Below are 23,374 nucleotides of genomic sequence, written 5' to 3' on the forward strand. Positions count from 1 at the left end.
TTTTGTTTAATGGAATTCAGCCACATACCTGTTATGCTTGAGGAATGTATTGAAGGACTTGATATCCGCCCCGATGGTATCTATGTAGACGGTACCGCAGGAGGTGCAGGTCATTCCTCTGCAATCGCTGCCCGACTGAATGAAAAGGGCAGACTTATCGCTCTTGACAGAGATCCCGACGCAGTTGCTGTTGCAACAGAAAGGCTGTCGGTGTTCAGTAATGCCAGAGTGTTCCACAGGAACTACTCGGAGATAAGGGCGGTCCTCGACGAACTTGATATAGACTATGCCGATGGTATCCTTATGGATCTTGGCGTTTCGTCATTTCAGCTGGACGAGGGAAGCAGAGGTTTCTCTTACCACACTGATGCTCCGCTTGATATGCGAATGAGCAAGGAGGGTATGAGTGCAGCAGATGTTGTCAATACCTATTCAGAGTCAGAGCTTGCAAGGATAATATTCGAGTACGGAGAAGAAAAATTCTCACGAAAGATTGCTGCGAATATAGTCCGGGCAAGAGAAGCTGCTCCCATAGAGACTACATTACAGCTTGCAGATATAATAAGAGAAAGTGTTCCTCAGAAGGCGAGACGCGAAAAGAACCCTTGTAAAAAAACCTTTCAGGCAATAAGAATTGCTGTCAACGGAGAATTCGAGCACCTCGAAAAAGGTCTTGACGACGCTTTTCACAGCCTGAGAACGGGCGGACGGCTCGCAGTTATAACCTTCCATTCCCTTGAAGACAGAATAGTAAAAAAGATATTCGCGGAATGGTGCAGGGGCTGTATTTGCCCACCTGACTTCCCACAGTGTGTATGCGGACACAAGCCGCAGGGAAAACTTGTAAACAGAAAGCCTTTAGAGGCTAAAGAAAAGGAACTCGAAAGAAACAACAGAAGCAGAAGCGCAAAGCTCAGAATAATAGAAAGGAGTGCGGAAAGCAATGGCTGAAAACACTGTACGCTATTATAACGACGAAAGCTACGACGATGCCGACTCGGACGAGACAACCGATATGGACGACGCAGTAAAGAATGATACTGAGCAGAAGCCTGAGATACATATGAGAAAGAACGAAGCACAAAGCGGTTCGGTTCTTATGATAATATTTGTGTCGCTGCTGGCTGCCGCACTGCTTGGCTCGGTTATCTATTCGCTTGATAAGCGGAACACGGTGTACAACAAGGTGTCCGCAATGAACGAGAAGCTTGATGAAGCCGAAGCCGAAAACGTAAGACTCCAGTCTGAACTTGATAGCAAGATGTCCGCTAAGAATATAGAAGATTATGCGGAAAATGTTCTGAAAATGCAGAAGATAGATTCTACACAGATAAAATATATCAAGATACAGACAGGTGATGTCGTTACTATTCCGGAGCAGGAAAAAGGTGTGATATCGAAAATCAAAACCTTTTTCGATAATTGCGTGGAATATTTCAGAGGGTAAGTCCAATATAAATATAACACATGGACTGCCTGTATAATTAATGAGCACTATCGGCGATAAAAATATAAAAAGCCGAGGTTATATGTAGAACACGGAGATACAGCGGGTGATCGGAATATCGGAATTGCAGTTCCCGGACTCTTAGAGAGAAAGAGAGTCCGGGAGCGGCAGTCCCACGCTTGAATAGCGATAAATCCTTCGTCGTATCAAAACAAAAGGACATCCCAGAAAAGAAATAAAGATGTTCACGGGCGGGGCACACAAAAACCCTGCCTTATTTATTTATAGACGATTTTTCGCGGAAAGGAAGAATTCTGCTGTGATAAATACAAATCCGTCGAATTCGATGCGGTTCAGGTCAAAAATAGTTATGACAGCTGCTTTCAGTCTGCTTTTCGGAGCTGTTGCAGCCAACTTCTTTAAAATATCCGTTCTTAACAACAAGAAGTATCAGGATATGGCAAATGACCAGCATTTTGGTTCTATAAGCATCTCTGCTCACAGAGGTACTATATACGATTCAAAAGGTATAACCCTTGCAAAGAGTGCGACTGTATACAAGATCTTCATTGATCCTGCCGCTTTTAAGGAGGATCTTAAAACTCTCCAGAAGCGTATCGACAAGAGAAATGAGGAAAAAGCAAACGGGACATATACTCCTGTCTATGATGAAGAAGGCAAGGAGATAAATATACTTCCCGAGTCAGCTGATGAGTTCAAGGATAAGGCAGCTGCATTTGTTGCACTGAAATTGAATGTAACAGCCGAGAAAGTCAAAACAGCTATGGACGCTGAGGGCAGATATTCAGAGATAAAGGTACAGACAGAAAAGCCTGTGGCTGATGAGATACTGAATTATTTCTATGATATGGGCTTTGTTTCTGTAGGAAGTGTCGAGGATACAAAGCGTTATTATCCTCAGAATGACCTTGCAGCTTCTGTAATAGGCTTTACCAGAGGAGACATAGCATACGGAGTAGAGTCATATTATAATAAGTATCTGTCAGGCGTTGACGGAAGAACGGTTTCTGCAAAGGACTCTAACGGTAAGGAGCTTCCCTACAGATACTCCAAGACCTTTGAGCCTAAGGACGGCGACGACGTATACCTTACTATAGACAGAGAGATACAGTATATCCTTGAAAAGCATCTTAAAGAGATGTCTGAGGAGCATGATGTCAAGAACAGATCATGTGCTATAATGATGAACCCCAAAACAGGTGCTGTACTGGGTATGGCAACATATCCAAGCTTTGATCTTAACAATCCTACAGAGCTTTCAAGCGATATGCTCCTCAAAAGAGTATTCTATGATAAGGATATTGATGATCCTAAAGAAAAGGATATTGAGGAATGTACTCCCGAAGCCCGTGAGCGTCAGTGGAACAACAAATGTATCAGTGAGCGTTACGAGCCTGGTTCGGTATTCAAGATAATCACAGGTGCCTCTGTAGTTGAGGAAAAGGCTATAGACATCAATACATGGTCTCATTTTTGCAGCGGTATCGAGTACTTTCAGGACGGCGACCGTAAGCTTCCTATAGCCTGTCACAGCAAGGATACAGGCGGACACGGCTCAGAGTCGTTCCAGAAGGCACTTACAGATTCATGCAACCCTGCTTTCATGGCTATGGGTCAGGCGCTCGGCATGGAAAAGTTCCAGTATTACTTCGATGCTTTTGGTTTCAGAGAACCAACAGGTATTGATCTCCCTTACGAGGCAAACGGTGATCTTCCGACTCTTGAAAAAATGATAGATATCGACCTTGCCGAAGCATCTTTCGGTCAGTGCGAAACAGTTACACCTTTAGAGCTTATCACAGCTTGCAGTGCAGTTGTAAACGGCGGCTACCTGCTTCAGCCCTATGTTGTTGACAAGGTAGTGGATCAGGACGGAAATATCGTTCTGAATAACGAAAGAACTGTAAGGAGACAGGTAATATCTGAAGAGACCTCAAAAACAATGGCAAATGCCCTGAGAAATGTCGTTATAGGCAATACCGCCGGCAACGTTGATATAATGGGCTTTTCTATTGGCGGTAAGTCGGGTACTTCACAGCGTTTCAGTGCTATAAGACAGAATGTTGCACAGGAATACGGCAAGGAAAATGAAAACCTTAATGAATACGGTGCTTCGTATGTATGCTTTACTCCTTCCGATGATCCCGAACTGATACTTCTTGTGCTTGCTGATATGCCTGATAAGAGCAATCAGCAGTATTACGGAAGCAAATGTGCAGTTCCCTGCGCACAGGATATCCTCACAGACGTTCTCAGATACCTTGACAAGAGCCCTGAGTATGATGAGACTGAGCTTAAAAACCTTAATGTAAAGGTACCGCTCCTCAAGGGAGCATCTATAGATGATGCAATAAAGACCATCGAAGGTCTTGGCGTAAAATACGAAAAGATAGGCAACGGTATCGAAGTAGTCGAGCAGTCTCCAATAACAGGAACAGCTATATCAAAGGACGGCTGCATCTATCTTTATACAGAAAAGGGCAATACCTATGAGGCTGTAACAGTTCCGGATCTTTCGTATTACACCCCTGAGCTTGCAAACGAAGTGCTCAGTGCACTCGGTCTTAACTATGTAGCTAAAAATTCTCTTGCGACACAGGAGGGAGCAACGGTAAAGAGTCAGAATATTGATCCTTATTCAGTCGTAGCTAAGGGTACTACTATAGAACTTGAATTCCAGGCACAGTCGTTCAACGACTAAATGCAAAAGAAAAAGACAGGAGGCAGACAAAATGAAATTATGTGATCTTATTGAAAATAACGCCGTGACAGCTATAGGCGATACCGAAATAAGCTCCGTGACCGACGATACACGCAAGGTAACTGAGGGAAGCCTCTTTGTCTGCGTAAAGGGTGGAAGCTTTGACGGACATACGGCGGCTGCGGAGATGCTTGAAAAGGGGGCGGCGGCTGTAGTGTGCGAGCGTGATCTCGGACTTGGCGACAGGCAGATAATCACGGATAATTCCCGTAAGCTTTACGGTCAGATATGTTCGGCATGGTTCGGACACCCCGAGCGCAAACTGAAAATGATAGGTGTTACGGGTACTAACGGCAAAACTACCATAACTAATGTTATCAAGCATATCCTTATGAAAAACGGTCACAAGACAGGTCTTGTAGGAACTATACAGAACGAGATAGGCGATGAGGTCATTCATACCGACAATACAACGCCTATGGCATACGATTTCATGCAGCTCCTTGCAAAAATGGCTGATGCAGGCTGCGAGTATGTTGTAATGGAGGTATCTTCATTCGGTCTGTGTCAGTACAGGATAGGCTCGTCTTACTTTGAGACTGCGGTGTTCACTAATCTTACTCAGGATCACCTTGACTATCACAAGGATATGGAGGACTATTATCAGGCAAAGAAAATGCTCTTCGATATCTGTGATACAGCTATAATCAATGCAGACGATGACTACGGCAAGAGACTTTTCGGCGAAGTAAAGTGCAGAAAGCTCAGCTTCAGCGTAAAAGAAAATGCTGATATATATGCCGACGGTATAAAGATAAAGTCAACAGGCTCAAGCTTCTGGTTCTGCTGCGGTGATAAGTCCCACCTGATAAAGACAAGAATGCCGGGACTTTTCAATGTATCCAATCTGACAGCTGCAATTGCAGTATGTCTTGAAGCAGGCGTCAGCATAGACAGCATAATTTCTGCTGTTGAGGAATACAACGGCGTAAAGGGACGCTGCGAGGTAATACCCACGGGTCGTGATTTCACAGTTATCTGTGATTACGCTCATACTCCCGATGCTATCGAGAATATACTCAGAAGCGTTAAGGAGTACACCGAAAACGATCTTATATGCCTGTTTGGCTGCGGCGGAAACCGCGATGCGGCAAAGCGTCCGAAAATGGCAAAGGCTGCTGCAAAGTACGCCGACAAGCTCATAATAACATCGGATAATCCGCGAAATGAAGAGCCTGAAGCTATAATAAAGGACATACTCGCAGGCATCGAAGGTATGACGGTGAACTACGATGTTGTCACTGACAGAAGGGAAGCTATATATCATGCCTTGAAAATTGCTGAGAAAGGTGATATAATAGTTCTTGCCGGCAAGGGTCATGAGGATTATCAGATACTTGCGGGCATGGAGCATATCCACTTTGACGAGCGCGAAGTGGTAGCCGAAGGGCTTAAACTGCTCGATAAATAAAAAACTGGAGTTGTTATATTAAAATGTCTTTCTGGATAATCAATCTTGTCACATCACTTCTTTCATTCGTGATAGCAGGTGTTTCGGGTATATTCCTTGTACCCTTCCTGCATAAGATAAAATTCGGTCAGCCCATAAAAACTGTTGACGGACCAAAGTGGCACGCGAAAAAGCAGGGAACTCCCACAATGGGCGGTTTTATGTTCATAATATCCACAGTGATAACCGCTATTGCAAGCTACTGGATATACAGATGGAAAATGGGCTTGGATACTACAGATAAGAAGAGTTTCTATCCGTTCTATCTCATGCTGGGCTGTATTCTTTTTTCCGCAGCTTTCGGTATCATCGGTTTTATCGACGATTACACAAAGGTAGCCAGAAAGAAAAATGACGGACTTACTCCGTGGCAGAAAATTGCTTTACAGCTTTTATTCTCTGTAGGTTTTCTCGCAGTGATACACTTCTTTGGTGACGGCGAGACACGTATAGATCTCGGGTTCTGGAAATCTCCTTCACTGGGAATATTCTATTATATACTTATGATGGCTGTGATAATTTACCTAACGAATGCGGTAAACCTCACAGACGGCGTTGACGGACTCTGCGGCTCTGTAACATTTGTAGCTATGCTCATATTCACAGTATGCTGCACTATCCTCAAAAAAGACGAGATGACCTGTTTCACTATGGCACTTGCAGGGGGCTGTCTCGGATTCCTGCTCTGGAATCTCAATCCCGCAAAATGCTTTATGGGCGATACAGGCTCAATGTTCTTAGGTGCAGCCGTAACAGGTGTGGGACTTATCCTTCACAAGCACCTGCTGCTTATCCTTGTTGCACTTGTGTATATACTTGAAGCACTTTCCGTAATGATACAGGTAGGCTACTTCAAGATCACAAAGAAGAAGTACGGCGAGGGAAGACGTATATTCAAAATGACTCCTATCCACCACCACTTCGAGATGAGCGGATTCAGCGAATACAAGATAGTCATAACTTTTTCGCTTTTCGGCATTATTTTCGGAGTATTGGGAATAATAACACTGCTGGCTCTGTGATGTGAGCAGAATTTGTCATACCATAAGGAGGAAAAATGGCAGCAAGCAAAACTGAAAATAAAAAGCGCGTTTCTCTTCCGAATGTTTTTTCGGGAGGAAGAAAAGGAGACCTGAGCCTTTCGTTCTTTGCATACGTTATGATACTGCTTGTTGTCGGTATCGTAATGATGTCCTCTGCAAGCTATGCATGGGCATACAGCGAGCACGGCGGTGATGGTCTTTACTATGCAAAAAAACAGGCGAAGAATGCTATAGTAGGCTTTGTCGCAATGATCTTCTTTATGAAGATGGATTATCACAATTTCAAGAATTTAAAGCTCCCTGTACTGAAGAAATTCAACATAGCAGGACTTTTGTATTGTGTGGGTATCGTTCTCCTCATAGCCGTACTTATTTTCGGTAACGATGAAGGCGGTTCAATGGGCGCAAAACGATGGATCGACATCGGCCCTCTCAACCTGCAGCCGTCAGAGGTGGCAAAGCTTGCGCTTATTATCTTCTTTGCCTATAATATGGAGCGCGACGGCGAAAAGATGAACGATTTCAAGACGGGAATAGTCAAGTATGCCATAATACTCGGCGTATACGTTGCACTCATTGCCGCTGAAAAGCACATCTCGGGTATCATACTTATAAGCACCATCGCAGTTGCTATGATACTTTGCGGCGGTGTTAACAAAAAGCACTTCCTTGCTTTCGGAGCAGCAGTCCTCGGACTTGCGATAGCTTATATCTCATGGCAGGCACAGGTGCCCGACAGCTATGTAAACGTCAGAATAAGAGCATGGAAAGATCCCTTTGCTGATAAGCTCGGCGATACATGGCAGAATGCAAACTCTATTATCGCTATAGGCTCAGGCGGCCTTTTCGGACTTGGTCTCGGAAACTCCCGTCAGAAGTATCTTTATCTCCCTGAGACAAAAAACGACTTTGTTTTCCCTATAGTATGCGAAGAGCTTGGCTTCGTGGGAGCACTTGCCATTATAATCGTATTTTTCCTTCTTATTATAGAAGGCTTCTCAATAGCAGTACGCTGCAAGGACAGATTTGGTATGCTCATTGCTGTAGGTATCACTACACAGATAGGCATACAGACTGTTCTTAACTTAGCAGTTGTAAGCAACCTTATACCTAATACAGGTATCAGCCTTCCGTTCTTCAGCTACGGCGGTACCGCGCTGATAATGCAGCTGGCGGAAATGGGGATAATGCTGAATATATCACAGCATCGGTATTATCCCGATGAAAAGCCCAGACCGAAAAAGAAGAAAAAAACTGTAAAAGAAGAAAAAGCAGAGTTAAAAGGAGCATGAACATGAGAGTACTCATTGCCTGCGGCGGAACAGGCGGTCATATAAATCCCGGACTTGCAATAGCTGATATTATCAAGAAGAAGTATCCGGATACGGAATTCCTCTTTGCAGGTACTCCGAAGGGTATGGAGTCAAAGCTTGTCCCGAAAGCAGGCTACAGACTTGAGACTATTAAGGTAGCAGGATTTCAGAGAAAAATATCCCTTGAAAATATCGGCAGGAACGCCAAGGCTGCGGCTTATCTTGTTACATCGGGCAGGAGGGCAAAGCAGATAATAGAGGGCTTCAAGCCCGATATCGCTTTAGGTACAGGCGGCTACGCAGCAGGTCCCGTTATCAGGAAGGCTGCAAGAATGGGTATACCTACGGCAATACATGAGCAGAACGCTTATCCGGGCGTTACAAACAAGCTTCTTTCCAAGGAAGTGGACTATGTTATGCTCACCGTTAAGGAAGCTCTCAAGTTTATGGACAAAAGCAAATTCGAGTACAGTGTTACGGGACTTCCCGTAAGAAGCAATATAAATACCATGAGCCGCGAGGAAGCACGTAAGAAGCTGGGTATGGACGACAGCTTCACTATCCTTTCATTCGGCGGCAGTCTCGGTGCAGGCTGCATAAACGAGACTATGACCGAGGTCATCAAGTGGCACGTGGGCAAGGGACTTGACATCAACCATATCCACGGCTACGGCGGTATGGGAAAGGATACTTTCCCACAGGCTATGGAGGCAGCAGGTATACCTCTCAAAAATGACAGACTCCGCATTACAGAGTACATAAACGATATGGACGTATGTCTTGCTGCTGCGGATCTTGTTATCTGCCGTTCGGGAGCGTCTACCCTTGCCGAGCTTGAAGCAGCAGGAAAGGCTTCAATACTTATACCCTCACCTATAGTTGCTGGAAATCACCAGTACCACAATGCAATGGTGCTTGGAAACGCAGGTGCGGCAGTAGTCATCGAGCAGAAGGACGTTACCAACCAGCGCATGATAGACGAGATAGAAAAGCTTTACGGCGACAGTGCGAAAGTAAAGTCTATGTCAGAAAGTGCAGCTAAGCTCCACCTTGCAGATACAAATGACAGAATACTTGCAGTAATAGATAAGCTCATTGAAAAGAGGAATAAAAAATGAACACAGGTATTAGAGTTGAAGTAAACGGTGAAAAGCTTAATGTGTACAGCGAAGGAAGCGGAGATATTACCATCGTTTTTATGGCGGGAAACGGCGTTACCTGCCCTGTGCTTGAGTATAAGCCGATATATCGCAGAATGTCAAAGAATTACCGCATAGCAGTCATTGAAAAGGCAGGCTACGGTTTCAGCGATAGGGCGAAAACTCCGAGAACTATCGAAAATCTTATCAATGAGGACAGAGAAGCTCTTATCAAAGCGGGCATTGAGCCGCCATATGTTCTCGCAGCGCATTCCTATTCTGGCTTTGAGGCAGTATACTGGACAAATACCTATCCCGATGAAGTGAAAGCAGTGCTGAGTATGGATATGGGTATCCCGACTATGGCGATATTGCAGGCTAAGGAAATAGGCGAGGAAAAACGCACCGCCTTGATAAAAAAGCAGCTGAAGCTGCTTCAGAAGGTGGCAAAAGGCGGATTTCTTGCAAAGCTTTTCAGGAACAAGCTTGAAAATGCTTCGGGTCTTCTCAGCGGCAGCGAGCTTGATGACGAAGAAAAGAAGATATACAGGGAAATGTTCTATAAAAACATCGCTAACACCGAATTTTCCGAGGAAGCGATGTACATGACAGAAAATGCACAGAAAGCAGAAAATACAGGCATTCTTAAATGCCCGTGCTGCTTTTACATAAGTGATATGAAGACCGTGACTAAAAAGGTCTCATGGAGACAGGTAGGCATAGATTACGCAAAAAAATGCGGCGGAGAGATACATCTTTCCGACAAAGGGCATATGATGTATGCTTTCATACCCGATGAAATGTCGGAGACATTCACAAAATTTCTAAATTCAATTCGCAATTCATAATTCGGAATGCAGAATTGAATGTGTCGGCTTACGCCGACGGATTAAAGATTATTTTGATTCTGTTCGCCGAATGGCGAACACCTATAATTCCTAATTCCGAATTCCTAATTTCGCATTACAAATCCAAATTTAGAGGAGCTAAATTTGGATTTGTAACAAAATATCCCTCACAGGCATACAATACATAAAAATGCTGTGAGGTGGTATAATGCAGAAATTCATAATAACGGGCGGCAAAAGTCTGCGAGGCGAGCTTGCCCTGCAGGGGAGCAAAAACAGTTCGCTGCCGATAATGGCGGCTGCACTGCTTTGCTGCGGCGAGTGTACGCTGCATTGCTGTCCTAAGCTTACCGATGTTTATGCAGCTTCAAGGATACTTAACTGCGTAGGCTGTCGGTGTACATTCTCGGATAATACGGCTGTGATAGATTCACAGGTAGTCGACAGGACACAGATATCCGAGGAGCTTATGCGCGAGATGCGCTCTTCAATAATATTCATGGGTGCAATGCTTGGCAGGACAGGTGAATGTGTTGTAAGCGTTCCCGGCGGCTGCGAGCTTGGTCCGCGCCCTATTGATATGCACCTTGCGGCACTGAAAAAAATGGGTGTCGATATTACGGAAAGCGGCGGCAGCATAGTCTGCAAGGCTGTATGCGGCAGAGCAAAGGGTGCAAAGATATCACTTGTTTTCCCATCGGTGGGAGCAACAGAAAATGTTATACTCTGTGCAGTGACTGCTGACGGCGAGACAGTGATAAACAATGCTGCCCGTGAACCTGAGATATGTGACCTCTGCGGATTTCTGAGAAGCTGCGGAGCTGATATAAAGGGCGACGGCGAGAGCAGGATAGTAATAAAAGGAAAAAAACAGCTTCACGGCTGTGAATATACAATAATGCCTGACAGGATAGCAGCGGCGACTTATCTTTCTATGGTCGCAGCCGCACATGGCGAGCTTATACTTACAAATGCCTGCGTCCCTGAAACAGAACCGTTCCTGTCAGTGCTTGAGCAGACGGGATGCAGCATATATACATCGGAAAACAAAATATATCTGCGCAGCGGTCCGCGCCTCCGCGCTGTAAGGGAAAGGATCAGGACAATGCCTCATCCCGGATTTCCCACAGATGCACAGGCGGTACTCATGGCTGCGCTTGCTGTTGCTGACGGAACGAGCATTTTCGAGGAGAATATCTTCGACTGCCGATATCGTCACACAGAGGCTCTTATTAAAATGGGGGCTGATATACAGGTACTTGGCAAGGTGGCAGTTGTTAAGGGAGTGGAAAAGCTTCACGGAGCCAAAGTGCAGGCTACTGACCTTCGGGGAGGAGCGGCAATGATAATATCTGCACTTTGCGCTGACGGTACATCTGAGATAAGCCGTATATGTCATATTGACAGAGGATATGAAAGAATTGAAGAAGCCGTAAGACTTCTCGGCGGAGATATGCGTCGGGTCTGAGGCGGAAAGATCTGGAGAAAGTATGAAGGACGTCGAGAAAACAAGTGTCGAAAGAAAGAACAGCCGAAAGCGTATCAGACGGCGAAAAAGGTGGACGAATGTTTACGGACTTGTGGTGCTTCTGCTGGCAGTAACCGCAGGAATAACCATTAGCTATACATTCCTTTTCAATATAAGCGAGATACGTGTTTCAGGCGAATCTGATATGTATTCCGCTGAGGAGATAGTCGTTGCATCGGGTATTAACGAGGGCGATAATCTTCTTAGGCTCGATACGAAAAAAAGTGAGCAGAGGATACTTGATGAGCTGCTATATGTCGAGACAGCAAAGGTGAAAAGGGACTTTCCTTCATCACTGGAAATAACGGTAACTCGCTGTATACCTGCTTTCAATGTTCAATACGACGGTGGAGTTCTTATTGTCAGCAAAAAGGGAAAGATACTTGCGGAAAATGATTTCATTACCGAGGGCCTTCCCATAATATACGGACTTGACCCATCAGGACCGACTCTCGGAAAGCCTGTATCCTCGGAAAATGAGCATAAGAACGAGGCGTTCACAGAGCTCATCAGTACAATGGTTTCCATCGGAGATGACAATATTGCTATTGTAGACCTGAGTGACGAGCATTCCATAGTCGTTCAGTATAAGAATGATATGATATTCAAAATGGGCAACTGGAATGATGTGGAATATAAGCTCAATCTTGCAAAGAATGTTATGAACGACGACACTGTAAAGGGGAAAAAAGGCTATCTTACGATGATAGGCTCTAACCAGTGCAGCTTCAGAACAAGCGACTCTCCGGCATCTACTCCGGGTATCATTGAGCCCACAACACAGCCTAAAACAGATGAATACGGCAATCCTATAGACGATATCGGCAGCGGTGAGCGAAATCCCGAGCAGGAAGCAGATTTTGACCGTATAAACAGCACAACTGCAACCACTCAGCCCGAGCCCGAAACCGAGGCACAGAACCAGTGGACAGATAACGGTTATGACTACAACAGCGGTTACGATGACGGAAGTCAGTGGCAGAACGATGGCGGATACAGTGATTATGGCGGAGATTACGGCAATTATGACAGTGGTACACAGCAGTGGTAAGGAATAAAAATGTACAAAATGCTGAAAATATGCCGCTCGTTATTGTTAAATTCGCAGAAAATAAAAAATGTTTTATTTACTCTTGAAAAAAAAGACTCAGTATGCTAAAATATAAAGTGTATTTATAGGTTAATATATAAATTTGATGATTTATAAGGATAATAAATAGTAGGAGGAGTTCAAATGTCAGATTTCAATTATGAGGAAACACTCGAACCCGATGTTAATATAAAGGTCATAGGTGTAGGCGGCGGCGGCGGAAACGCTGTAAACTGCATGGTAGATTCGGGCGTTAATAATATAGAATATATCGCCATCAATACAGACGCAAAGGCTCTCAACAAGTCAAAGGCTACAACAAGAATACCGATCGGTGCTAAGCTCACAAAGGGCAGAGGCGCAGGAAACAAGCCTGAGATCGGTCAGCGCAGTGCTGAAGAGAACCGCGATGAGATCGAGACACACCTCAAGGGCGCTGACATGATCTTTATTACAGCAGGTATGGGCGGCGGAACAGGTACAGGTGCTGCTCCTGTTGTTGCAAAGATCGCTAAGGAAATGGATATCCTTACAGTTGCTGTTGTTACAAAGCCTTTCCTCTTTGAGAGAGAGCAGAAAATGGCGCAGGCTGAAAGAGGTATCGCAGAGCTCAGAAAGTATGTTGACTCCCTTATCGTTATCCCTAACGAGAGACTTCTCGTAGGTCTTGACAAGCCTCTTACAATGATGCAGAGCTTTGCTCTTTCAGATGACGTTCTCAAGACAGGTGTAAAGAGCATTTCTGATCTTATCGTTGAGGAAGGATACATCAACCTCGACTTCGCAGACGTTTCTACGATCATGAAGGACGCAGGCTATGCTCACATGGCTATCGGTCACGGTACAGGCAAGGACAAGGCAAGAGATGCAGCAAATGCAGTTATCTCCAGCCCGCTTCTCGAAACATCTATCTCAGGTGCTAAGAGACTCCTTATCAATATCGCAATGTCAGAGGATATCCTTTCATCTGATGTTGATGCAGCTACAAAGATGATCACAGATACAGCTGCTGAGGGTGTTGAGTTCATCTTCGGTACAGCATTCAAGGAAGATATGCAGGATGAGATGACCATTACAGTTATCGCAGCAGGCTTCGATGATGATTCTGCTCCTGTTGCAGACGCTCCTATTGAGGAAAGCCCTGAGGAAGAGATCATTCCTATCGACAATCCTCTTATTGACGGTTTCGGTTATGGTGCTCCACAGCAGAGACCTGCACAGCCTTCTTCAAGTCAGGATTATGATCTTGATGACATTTTCAAGATGCTTGGCAACTAAGAAAAACAATTATCAGCGGTCCTTTGCGGACCGCTTTTGTTTTATGTAAATGACGTAATTTAGCCATGTCAAATACTTTTTGCAGAATTTTTTGCCGCCTGCAAAACAGATTTGGTTGCAATAGAGTCCTGCATCTGCTATGATGAGTACAGACAGGTAAAACCTGCGGAAAGGAGAAACGCTATGGAGCTTGGAAAGAAAATAAAGGAACTGAGAGCGGAAAAGAACTGGTCACAGGAGATGCTGGCAGAACGCGCGTATGTCAGCCGCCAGACTGTTTCAAACTGGGAGACTGAAAAGAATTATCCCGATGTTCACAGCCTTCTTATCCTAAGCGATATTTTCGGCGTTTCTCTCGACGAGCTTATCAAAGGAGATGTTGATACTATGAAAGAAACTATCAAAAATGAAGAAGGCAAAAGGCTTAAAAGACTTGAAGTAATTGCTGTTATCGAAATGCTTGCGCTTATGTTCGGTGTAACTCTTATTGTGGATAAAGGCGGCGAGATAGGGCGTATGATAGGTCTGTTCCTTGCGGGAGTGTTGTCAGTCATCATTATAATGGATTTCCACAAAATAGAAAATATCAAAAGGGATAATGATGTTCAGACCTACCGTGAAGTAGTTGCGTTTATGAACGGAGAGACTCTTGATGATATCGAAAAGGAAAAGGAAGCTGCAAAGCGTGTGTCAGAAAAGAAAAAGATACTTATTTTTTTAGTGTGTTATTTATCAGCAGCTGCTGTTATCGCACTTATTAAATTTGTTTTTTTTCACTGAGCGATCGTAAAATATAATTTGACTTTGACTCCTTTGTAAATGTTCCTTGTTCTAAAACAATAATGAATATGAGCAACAGGAGTTTCTTTTTATTATTTATGTTATTAAATTGTAAAAAAGATAAATATTGTCTAAAAATAAGATAAAGCAGTTGACAGTTAGTTAAACACTTAGTATATTTTACATAAATTTTATAGTAAAGTGCACTAAAATAACTCCAAAATTTCTACATTTCAATAGTTGAAATAATATAGTCAATATGTTATAATTTATATAAGGCATAAATCAGCAGAACCTGTATTCTTATACTGTGAAGGCTTATTTATATGCAATATCACCAATGAGAAGGGCTTCACTGTGTTAGAGTGCGGGTTTTTGTTCCTTAAATTTTTAACCTCGATTTAGCGAGGGGAATGGAGTGTACCATGAGCGATCAGACACCGACAGTATTAAGAGAAACCAAAATAGGTCAAAAAGGTTTTGTTAAAGAGGACGTTATTACATATCTTGACGAACTCAATTCAAAGATAGTTGGTCTTGAGGAAGAAAATAAAGTTTTAAAGGAGAATGGCCCTGCAACAAATTCTGATGAGCTGAAAAAGGCTTTAGCTCAGGTCGAGAACCTTCAGGAGAAGCTCAATACCTCCAACAACGCTCTCAGAACTGCAAAGAAGGAAAACGAAGAACTTCAGAAAACCATAAATGAGCTCAAGGCTGCAGGCGGCGGACAGGCATCTGTTGCTGCACTTGAAGCTGCTAAGAAGGAAATTGAAACACTTAAGGGACAGCTCAAGGCTGCCGAGCAGAAGGCTGCTGCAAGCGGAAATGCTTCACAGGCTAACGCTCAGACAACAGCTGCACTTGAAGCTGCTAAGAAGGAAATAGAGGATCTCAGGAACCGTCTCAAGGCTGCTGAGCAGAAGGCTGCCGCTACAGGCGCCGCTGCTGCAACAGGCGCTGCTGCTGAGGGCGAGGTCGCTAAGCTCAAGCAGGAGATCGCAAAGCTTTCAGAGGATATCAGCAGCAAGAACAAGGAGCTTTCAGAGAAGGACGGCAAGCTTGCTGACCTTGCTAAGAAGGATGCTGAGATCAAGTCACTCAATGATGAGATCGCTAAGCTCAAGGAAGAGGGAAGCAATCCTATCGCTATGATGGGCGCAATGTTCGCTGAGGCTCAGAAGAACGTTAACCAGATCCAGAATCAGGCTAAGATCGATGCTGATAACGTTACCAAGGAAGCTAATGACAAGGCTGCTCAGATACTCGATGATGCAAACATCGAAGCTGAAAAGGCTGTTGCAGTTGCAAATGCTGCTGCTGAGACCTGCATCAGAGAGGCTAACGATCAGGCAAGAAATACTATTAATGAAGCTAATGCACACGCTGATAAGGTAAATTCAATGTCCAAGACTGTACGCGAGATGCTCCTTACAGAGATCGAAAGCGTAAACAGCAAGTTTGCTGATATCAAGTCTGTACTTAACAACCTTACAGGTCAGTGCACAAGCAGAATGGGCGAAGCTCAGAACCTTATCGGTGAAGCCCGCAAGACTGTTGATACTGCAAAGTCTGACGAGAATACCATCAAGAAGGCAGAAGCTCCAAAGGCTGAATTCTCACCTTCAAAGGCTCCGAAGGCTGCTCTCTCCGATCTTCCATCTGCAAAGACAGGTGACAAGAAGAGCGACCCTTTCGCTAATGTAGGCGGCTTCAATAAGGATAATAACAATAATAAGAATAATAACAATAATAATTTCAACAATAACAATAACAATAATAATAAGCCTGCACAGACACCTGCTCAGAATCAGCAGCAGAACAAGCCTGCACAGGGCAATAAGAGCGCAAGCTTCAACTTCGATATGGCAGAGCTTTTAAAGGCTGCCGAAGAGGAAGCTGCAAAGGATCCTGAGAACTAATAATACGAATTACCGACCTCCCTTCGGAGCGATCCGAGGGGAGTCGGCAATATAAACTTGTATGGAAAATGCAGATTGTTGGGTGGATATCTTGCTTGATTTGGATTTCAATTTGAATGAACTGAACAGCAAAACGGACGAAGAGCTTGCCGTTCTCGGAAAGACCGAAAAAACAGCAGCTGCTGTCCTTATATCACGCTATTCCAGGCTTGTTTTCATTAAATCGGAAATTTATGCGAATTCTGACACCGACAGTGACGACCTGCATCAGGAGGGCATGATGAGTCTCCTTAAAGCGATAGATGCTTTTGATCCTCATAAGGGGGTAAAATTCTGCACATTTGCAGAGGTATGCATCGTTAACCGCATGAGGACTCTTTCCAAAAGATCTGTGAAAAATACTTCTTTTGCAGAGCGCATAGATGAAGAAGAAGCAGAAGATGTTCTGTCTGTGGAAGAAACTCCTGAAAGCATTTACTTTTACAAAGAATTTTTTTCCGAGCTCTGGAAAAACATCTGCTCGGTGCTGTCATTGACTGAGCTTAATGTGCTTACACTTTGTGTACAGGGATTAAGCTATAAGAGTACAGCAGAAAAGCTCGGTATGACCGAGAAAGCTGTGGACAATGCCATGCAGCGTGCAAGAAAAAAGATACGTGCTGTCATGCACGACACAAATTGAAATATGACCGTGTAGCTCAAGCCAGAGAGCGTTGTTTTACAAAGATGTGGGTGGAAATCCAACCGTGGTCGAAGAAAAAATTAAGCGAGGTATTTAAGATGTACGAAGACAAGACATTAGTTTGCAAAGAGTGCGGTCAGGAGTTTATTTTCTCCGCAGGTGAACAGGAATTTTATGCAGAGAAAGGCTTCGTAAATGAGCCACAGAGATGCAAATCATGTCGTGATGCAAGAAAGAACGCAGGCAAGGCTGAGCGCGTAATGTACACAGCAACTTGCGCTTCATGCGGCGGCGAAGCAAAGGTTCCTTTTGAGCCAAAGGAAGGAAGAGCTGTATATTGCAGCGAGTGCTTTGCAAAGATGAACGAAGCATAATTGATCAGACCGAAAGCACAGTCGGAAACGGCTGTGCTTGGTTTTGTTTATGCGTACTGCCGAGCAGTGCGCTATTTTTGAGTTTATGAGGTGCAGAAATGCTTGATAACAGACTGAAAAAAATTGCAGAGCTTGTCAGCGGCGAAGGTATCGCCGTCGATGTCGGTACAGACCATGCATACCTCGCGGCTGAACTGGTTAAGAGCGGAAAGTGCAGTAACGTCATCGCTTCCGATGTAAAGGAAGGTCCTCTTGAAGCTGCGCGTAATACAGTGGAAAAATACGGAGTAAAGGACAGCGTTGAGCTGGTGCTCTCTGACGGACTTGATAATGTTGACCTCACAGGTGTTACGGATATCATTATCGCAGGCATGGGCGGAGAGACTATCGCTGATATAATGGAGCGCGTTGCCAAGTCTGGCAGAGCAAATGAAGAGACAGGCTGGATACTTCAGCCTATGACAAAACCTGAGGTGCTCCGCAAAAAGCTTTATGAATGCGGTTTTGTCCTATGGGACGACATCGTTGTTGAGGAGGGGGACAAGCTTTACAACATTATGAAAGCGGAATATGACCCGAATATCCTCTTTGACTTTACAGAAACTGAAAGCATAATGGGGCATCTTGATGAGGAAGAGCCTGTTTCGCGTAAATACCTCGACCGTGAAGCAGAACGCTGTCTCAGAGTTGCGGAAAGTCTTAAAAATGCTGGGAAAATCAGCGATGCGCAGCATTATGAAGCTATCGCAGCAAAGTTGAAAAACGGTATCGGTACTGAAAATGTTAGCGATATTGCAGCTTTCCTTGATAGTCTCTACCCTTTCGGACTTCAGGAGAAATGGGACAATTCAGGCTATCTTGTGGAGTGTCCCCTTGAAGAGTGCAGAAGGATACTCCTTGCGCTGGATATTACAAATGAAGTTGTGGACGAAGCGTTTAAAAAGAATGCAGACCTTATTATCTCTCACCACCCTGTCATTTTTGATCCGAGAAAGAGAATTATGAAAAACGATCCTGTTTACAGGCTCATAACAGATGGTATCGGAGCTATCTGTATGCATACTAATCTCGATATAGCACAGGGCGGTACAAATGGTGTAATACTGAGCAAGCTCAGAGAAAAATTCAGCTTTGAGTGTGAGCCTGAGCCTTTTGAGGAGCTTGGCGGCGAAAACAATCTCGGCTGGATAATAACTCTTGAAGATGCTGTATTGCCGAAGCAGCTTGCAGAGATTTGCAGGGAGATATTCGGCTGCGAATATGTCCGAATTAGCAAATGCAGACACAGGATATCAAGGATAGCCTTTTGTTCGGGTTCGGGCGGCTCTATGCTGGGTGAAGCATTGGAAAAGAGCTGTGATGCCCTTATAACAGGCGATGTGAAGCACGATGTGTGGATAGATGCGAATAACAGCGGTATCGTACTGCTCGACTGCGGTCACTTCCACACTGAAAATATCGTTTTATGGGAGCTACGCCGCGTACTGGAAGAAAAATTCCCACAGCTGGATATCGAAATATCCGGGAATTCTATTGATCCCTGCGAATATGTCTGAGGTGAGAAAATGAGTATATTCATATGTCCAGTGTGCGGAAAAAAGCTCGAACTGTCAGGGAATTCCTACGTGTGCGAAAAAGGACACAGCTTTGACAGGGCAAGGAGCGGCTACGTAAATCTGCTGCTTTCAAAGCATATGGGCAAGACAGTACACGGCGACAATAAGCTCATGGTGCAGGCGAGGAGAGATTTCCTGAATAAGGGCTACTATTCCCCACTGTGTGATGCACTGTGCGATGCTGTATCCGATAATCTCAGCGGTTCGGTCGTTATTGATGCAGGCTGCGGTGAAGGATATTACACATCAGCAATAATTGACAGGCTGAAAAATGATAATATCATGGCAGAAATATGTGGTATAGACATATCCAAAACAGCGGTTGAGTACAGCTCGAAGCGTATCAAAACGGCAGAGCTTGCAGTTGCAAGTGTTTTTCACATACCTGTTGCAGACAGCTCCTGCGATATGCTGGTAACACTATTTGCTCCCTACTGCGGCGAGGAGTTTCAGAGAGTTCTCAGAAAAGACGGTATAATGATAATGGCTATACCTTCGGCAGATCATCTCTGGGAGCTGAAAAAGGCTATATATGATACTCCGTACAAGAATGAGGTCAAGCCATATGAGCTTGAGGGCTTTGAGCTTATAAGCAAAAAGCGCGTGACTTATGAGATGCACCTTGACTGTCAGGAGGATATAAATGCGCTGTTTTCCATGACTCCTTATTACTACAGAACAGGTCGTGAACAGCAGGAGAGGTTGTCACAGATACACCAATTAACAACAAAAGCAGATTTTGAATTGCTTATCTATCGCAATATATGATAGGAACCTGCCTGCAATAAATGCTGCCGAATTTATACTAAGCACTATCAACGCTCGCAGCTGAGTCAGTTGAATGCAGTGGAACTGCACATAAAAAATAGCAAAGGAATGATCTTATGGCTCTTGACGGAGCTTTCTTATATGCAGTCAGAAACGAACTACTGCCCCTTATCGGCGGAAGAGTCGAAAAGATACATCAGCCTTCCCGTGAGGAGGTAATTATTTCCATACGCACCCGAAGCGGCAGCAAAAAGCTGTATATTTCTTCAAATGCTGGAAGTGCAAGGGTGCATATCACTGAAAATACTGTGGATAATCCCCAGACTCCGCCTATGTTCTGTATGCTTCTCAGGAAGCGTCTCGGCAGCGGTAAGCTCATTGATATCAGGCAGGACGGGCTGGAAAGAATACTTTTTCTTGATTTCGAGTGCGTCAACGAGCTTGGCGATGTAGTCACGGTGACTCTCGCCTGTGAGATAATGGGACGCTGTTCAAATCTTGTCATTATCAGCCATGAAGGCAAGGTCATCGACAGTATCAAACGAGTTGACGAGGATATGTCCCGTGAGAGACTTGTGCTGCCCGGAATGAAATACACCATGCCGCCCCGTGATGACAGACTGAATTTTCTGACAGCCGAGCCCGAGGAGATAGTATCGCGTCTGCGGAGTACCGAGCCTAAGGAGCTTTCAAAGGCTCTTATACGAATATTCGAGGGTATATCGCCGATACTTGCCCGTGAGTGGGCATTCTTCGCAGGCAGGGGAGCGCATCTCGAAAGCGACACCATAGATGGCGATCAGCTTGACAGGCTTCTTTTCGTCATAAAGCGCACGAAGGGACAGCTTGAAAACGGCGAGTGCTGCTTCTCGGTTGCAAGCGACAAGGAAGGACAGCTGAAGGATTTCTCGTTTATCCGTCTTTCACAGTTCGGAACACTCATGTACACAAAGGAGATACCCACAGCCTCGGAGCTGCTGGACTATTTCTACTCTGAGCGTGACAGGGCGGCGCGTACAAAACAGCGCGCAAATGATCTTTTCAAGCTGCTGATGAACCTTACAGACCGTACTTCAAGGCGTATCGCCGCACAGCGCGAGGAGCTCGATGCCTGCGCCGACAAGGAACACGCAAAGCTCTGCGGCGATCTTATCTCGGCTAATATGTACCGTATTCAAAAAGGCGACAGCAGTGCAACAGTAGAGAATTTCTACGACGAGAGCTGTCCGCAGATGACCATAGAGCTTGATGTGCGGAAAACTCCTGCACAGAATGCTCAGCACTACTACAACGAATACAAGAAATCCGTTACTGCCGAGGAAAAGCTGGCAGTGCAGATACAAAAGGGCGAGGAAGAGCTTCAGTATCTTGAAAGCGTGTTCGATTCGCTTACAAGAGCTTCTTCTGAAAATGATATCATACAGCTTCGACTGGAGCTGCGTGAGCAGGGCTATGTCCGCTATGCAGGCGGAAAAGCTAAGCCGCCAAAGGCGCTGCCCCCTGTGGAGTACAAGTCCAGCGACGGCTTTACCATACTTGTGGGACGAAACAACAAGCAGAATGACCAGCTCAGTCTGAAATTTGCGGAAAAGTCAGATATATGGCTGCATACTCAGCTTATTACAGGTTCTCACGTTCTTATACTTACTGACGGTGAAACTCCGCCTGACAAGACAATTGAAGAAGCTGCCGTAATAGCTGCGGTAAATAGCAGCGGCAGAAATTCGGGACTTGTTCCCGTTGACTACTGTCTGGCTAAGTTCGTGAAGAAGCCTGCGGGAGCAAAGCCGGGTAAGGTAATATTCACCAACTACAAGACCGCATTCGTAAAGCCCGATGCAGAGCTTGAGCAGAGTCTGAGGGTATGAGTATGAATAAGAAACTTGATGCGGAGTTCTTTCACCGCGATGCACTTGATGTAGCTCCCGACCTTGTAGGAAAGATACTGGTACACAGGCTTGCTGACGGTACTGAGCTGCGCGAGCGTATCGCTGAGACAGAGGCTTACCGCGGCGAAGAGGACAAGGGCTGTCATGCAGCAAAGGGGCGTACAAAGCGTACAGAGCTGCTTTACGGTGAGAGCGGTGTCATTTATGTGTATCTCTGTTATGGTATGCACTGGCTTATGAATGTCATAACAGGTGAAAAGGATCAGCCTCAGGGCGTACTTCTCCGCGCAGGGGAGCGTTTTGACGGACCTGCAAAGCTTACAAAAAATATGAAGATAGACGGCAGCTTCAACGGTGTAATTCTCGAAGAAAATGAAGAGGTATGGTTTGAGGACGACGGTTACAGACCTGAAATAAGGACTGCGCCCCGTGTGGGCATAGACTATGCAGGTGACTACTGGAAGGACATAGAATGGCGGTTTATTGCTGACGGGAAGTGATAATGTGGATATACGCTGTACAGGCTGGAATTCTATATATAAAATCGGAACTGTGTTGAAAAAGCAGTCGGACTGTGAGTATATGCTCCTGCTCATAAGGAGCAGAAGCTGCGTTTTTATTGACGGAGCAGAGATGCATCTTCCTGCAAATACGCTCATTCTGTGCAGCGGCAGGCGAGAGGTAGAGTGCTCGGCAGACGAATGTGCAATTATGTGCGACTGGATATGCTTTGATGCAGGAGACGAGCAGGAGCTTATGGAGTCACTTGAGCCTGTTTTCGACAGTCCCGTAAGATTTGCGGATACAGAGTTCATATGCGGACTTATGCGGAATATTTCCGAAGAGTATTACACTCTCGGAGCGAGAAGGCTGAAAATGCTTGACAGCCTTATGAGGATACTCCTTATAAAGATAAGCGACGTGGCAGTGCGCAGAGATATGTCTGTGCAGACTACAGAGCCACACTACGGACTTCTGATAGAGCTTAGAGAAAAGATATACCGCAATCCTCAGATGAAGTGGAATGTTGATACTATGGCAGCGTATGTAAATATGTCAAGGTCGTATTTTCAGCACCTTTACCGCGAGACCTTCGGCGTGTCCTGTATTGCAGATGTTATCAGCGGAAAGATAGAAAAGGCAAAGGAGATACTCAGCGAGACAGGCTGTACAGTATCACAGGTGGCGGCAATGTGCGGCTATGACAATGAAGAGCACTTTATGAGACAGTTCAAGAAAAATGTGGGAGTTACTCCTACAAAGTACAGAAAGCAGTTGTGATGTTAAAAAATAGTTCACAATTAACAAAGTTTATTAACAGTAATGATGCGACAAACAACGAAATAACGGCATTTTTGTCAATTATTGCGGACTATTGTTCAATTGTTGCTGTTTTTATGTACAAATGAGGTGATAAAACTTAAAAAA

Annotated in this window: 20 protein-coding genes; all 20 read left to right on the forward strand. The window is 44.8% G+C overall.

Translation table 11 applies throughout. From position 1 onward, the window contains the following. Positions 1-9 precede the first annotated feature (9 nt). The 20 genes from rsmH to L870_RS0112570 all read left to right on the forward strand — a co-directional run bounded on the left by rsmH (position 10) and on the right by L870_RS0112570 (position 23,227). Positions 10-951: a 16S rRNA (cytosine(1402)-N(4))-methyltransferase RsmH gene (rsmH, locus tag L870_RS0112475; protein ID WP_028518423.1), complete on the forward strand. Its 942-nt coding sequence runs from the start codon at positions 10-12 to the stop codon at positions 949-951. Further along, the gene (locus L870_RS0112480; RefSeq protein ID WP_028518424.1) at positions 944-1,447 is read left to right on the forward strand and encodes a cell division protein FtsL; all 504 of its coding nucleotides are present in this window, start codon (positions 944-946) and stop codon (positions 1,445-1,447) included. The genes rsmH and L870_RS0112480 overlap by 8 nt, the downstream gene beginning before the upstream one ends. A gap of 319 nt (positions 1,448-1,766) precedes the next feature. Further along, entirely contained in the window at positions 1,767-4,169 is a 2,403-nt protein-coding gene (locus L870_RS0112485; RefSeq protein ID WP_242836508.1) for a penicillin-binding transpeptidase domain-containing protein, read from the forward strand. Positions 4,170-4,200: 31 nt separating this feature from the next. After that, positions 4,201-5,640, forward strand: coding sequence for a UDP-N-acetylmuramoyl-L-alanyl-D-glutamate--2,6-diaminopimelate ligase (locus L870_RS0112490; protein ID WP_028518426.1), 1,440 nt, complete (start codon positions 4,201-4,203; stop codon positions 5,638-5,640). A gap of 23 nt (positions 5,641-5,663) precedes the next feature. After that, on the forward strand, positions 5,664-6,701 hold the full coding sequence (gene mraY / locus L870_RS0112495) for a phospho-N-acetylmuramoyl-pentapeptide-transferase (protein ID WP_028518427.1): 1,038 nt from the start codon (positions 5,664-5,666) through the stop codon (positions 6,699-6,701). Positions 6,702-6,736: 35 nt separating this feature from the next. Further along, on the forward strand, positions 6,737-8,014 hold the full coding sequence (locus L870_RS17640; RefSeq protein WP_037272093.1) for an FtsW/RodA/SpoVE family cell cycle protein: 1,278 nt from the start codon (positions 6,737-6,739) through the stop codon (positions 8,012-8,014). 2 nt (positions 8,015-8,016) lie between these two features. Continuing rightward, positions 8,017-9,153 carry an undecaprenyldiphospho-muramoylpentapeptide beta-N-acetylglucosaminyltransferase gene (murG, locus tag L870_RS0112505; RefSeq protein ID WP_028518428.1) on the forward strand — a complete coding sequence of 379 codons (1,137 nt, stop codon included), beginning with the start codon at positions 8,017-8,019 and terminating at the stop codon, positions 9,151-9,153. Continuing rightward, positions 9,150-10,022: an alpha/beta hydrolase gene (locus L870_RS0112510; RefSeq protein WP_028518429.1), complete on the forward strand. Its 873-nt coding sequence runs from the start codon at positions 9,150-9,152 to the stop codon at positions 10,020-10,022. The genes murG and L870_RS0112510 overlap by 4 nt, the downstream gene beginning before the upstream one ends. A gap of 208 nt (positions 10,023-10,230) precedes the next feature. After that, the gene (murA, locus tag L870_RS0112515) at positions 10,231-11,490 is read left to right on the forward strand and encodes a UDP-N-acetylglucosamine 1-carboxyvinyltransferase (protein ID WP_028518430.1); all 1,260 of its coding nucleotides are present in this window, start codon (positions 10,231-10,233) and stop codon (positions 11,488-11,490) included. Positions 11,491-11,512: 22 nt separating this feature from the next. Beyond that, the gene (locus L870_RS17645; protein ID WP_080676450.1) at positions 11,513-12,601 is read left to right on the forward strand and encodes a cell division protein FtsQ/DivIB; all 1,089 of its coding nucleotides are present in this window, start codon (positions 11,513-11,515) and stop codon (positions 12,599-12,601) included. 183 nt (positions 12,602-12,784) lie between these two features. Further along, a complete protein-coding gene (ftsZ, locus tag L870_RS0112525; RefSeq protein WP_028518431.1) occupies positions 12,785-13,918 on the forward strand; it encodes a cell division protein FtsZ in 1,134 nt (377 codons plus the stop codon). 183 nt (positions 13,919-14,101) lie between these two features. Further along, positions 14,102-14,698, forward strand: coding sequence for a helix-turn-helix domain-containing protein (locus L870_RS0112530; RefSeq protein ID WP_028518432.1), 597 nt, complete (start codon positions 14,102-14,104; stop codon positions 14,696-14,698). A 425-nt stretch (positions 14,699-15,123) separates the two neighbouring features. Continuing rightward, a complete protein-coding gene (locus tag L870_RS0112535; protein WP_028518433.1) occupies positions 15,124-16,617 on the forward strand; it encodes a coiled-coil domain-containing protein in 1,494 nt (497 codons plus the stop codon). A gap of 82 nt (positions 16,618-16,699) precedes the next feature. Next, positions 16,700-17,299, forward strand: a complete 600-nt coding sequence (locus L870_RS0112540; protein ID WP_242836514.1) for a sigma-70 family RNA polymerase sigma factor — start codon at positions 16,700-16,702, stop codon at positions 17,297-17,299. 98 nt (positions 17,300-17,397) lie between these two features. After that, positions 17,398-17,673: a zinc-ribbon domain containing protein gene (locus L870_RS0112545; protein ID WP_028518435.1), complete on the forward strand. Its 276-nt coding sequence runs from the start codon at positions 17,398-17,400 to the stop codon at positions 17,671-17,673. Positions 17,674-17,771: 98 nt separating this feature from the next. After that, positions 17,772-19,229: a Nif3-like dinuclear metal center hexameric protein gene (locus L870_RS18675; RefSeq protein ID WP_051411555.1), complete on the forward strand. Its 1,458-nt coding sequence runs from the start codon at positions 17,772-17,774 to the stop codon at positions 19,227-19,229. Positions 19,230-19,238: 9 nt separating this feature from the next. Next, complete coding sequence (locus L870_RS0112555) at positions 19,239-20,057, forward strand: methyltransferase domain-containing protein (protein WP_028518437.1); 819 nt, start codon at positions 19,239-19,241, stop codon at positions 20,055-20,057. A 116-nt stretch (positions 20,058-20,173) separates the two neighbouring features. Next, on the forward strand, positions 20,174-21,925 hold the full coding sequence (locus L870_RS0112560; protein WP_028518438.1) for an Rqc2 family fibronectin-binding protein: 1,752 nt from the start codon (positions 20,174-20,176) through the stop codon (positions 21,923-21,925). Between the two features lie 2 nt (positions 21,926-21,927). Continuing rightward, positions 21,928-22,446: a DNA-3-methyladenine glycosylase gene (locus tag L870_RS0112565; protein WP_037272098.1), complete on the forward strand. Its 519-nt coding sequence runs from the start codon at positions 21,928-21,930 to the stop codon at positions 22,444-22,446. 4 nt (positions 22,447-22,450) lie between these two features. After that, a complete protein-coding gene (locus L870_RS0112570; protein ID WP_028518440.1) occupies positions 22,451-23,227 on the forward strand; it encodes a helix-turn-helix domain-containing protein in 777 nt (258 codons plus the stop codon). The last annotated feature ends 147 nt before the right edge of the window (positions 23,228-23,374 follow it).

The sequence above is a fragment of the Ruminococcus flavefaciens ATCC 19208 genome (assembly GCF_000518765.1).
In the GTDB taxonomy this organism is placed as follows: domain Bacteria; phylum Bacillota; class Clostridia; order Oscillospirales; family Ruminococcaceae; genus Ruminococcus; species Ruminococcus flavefaciens.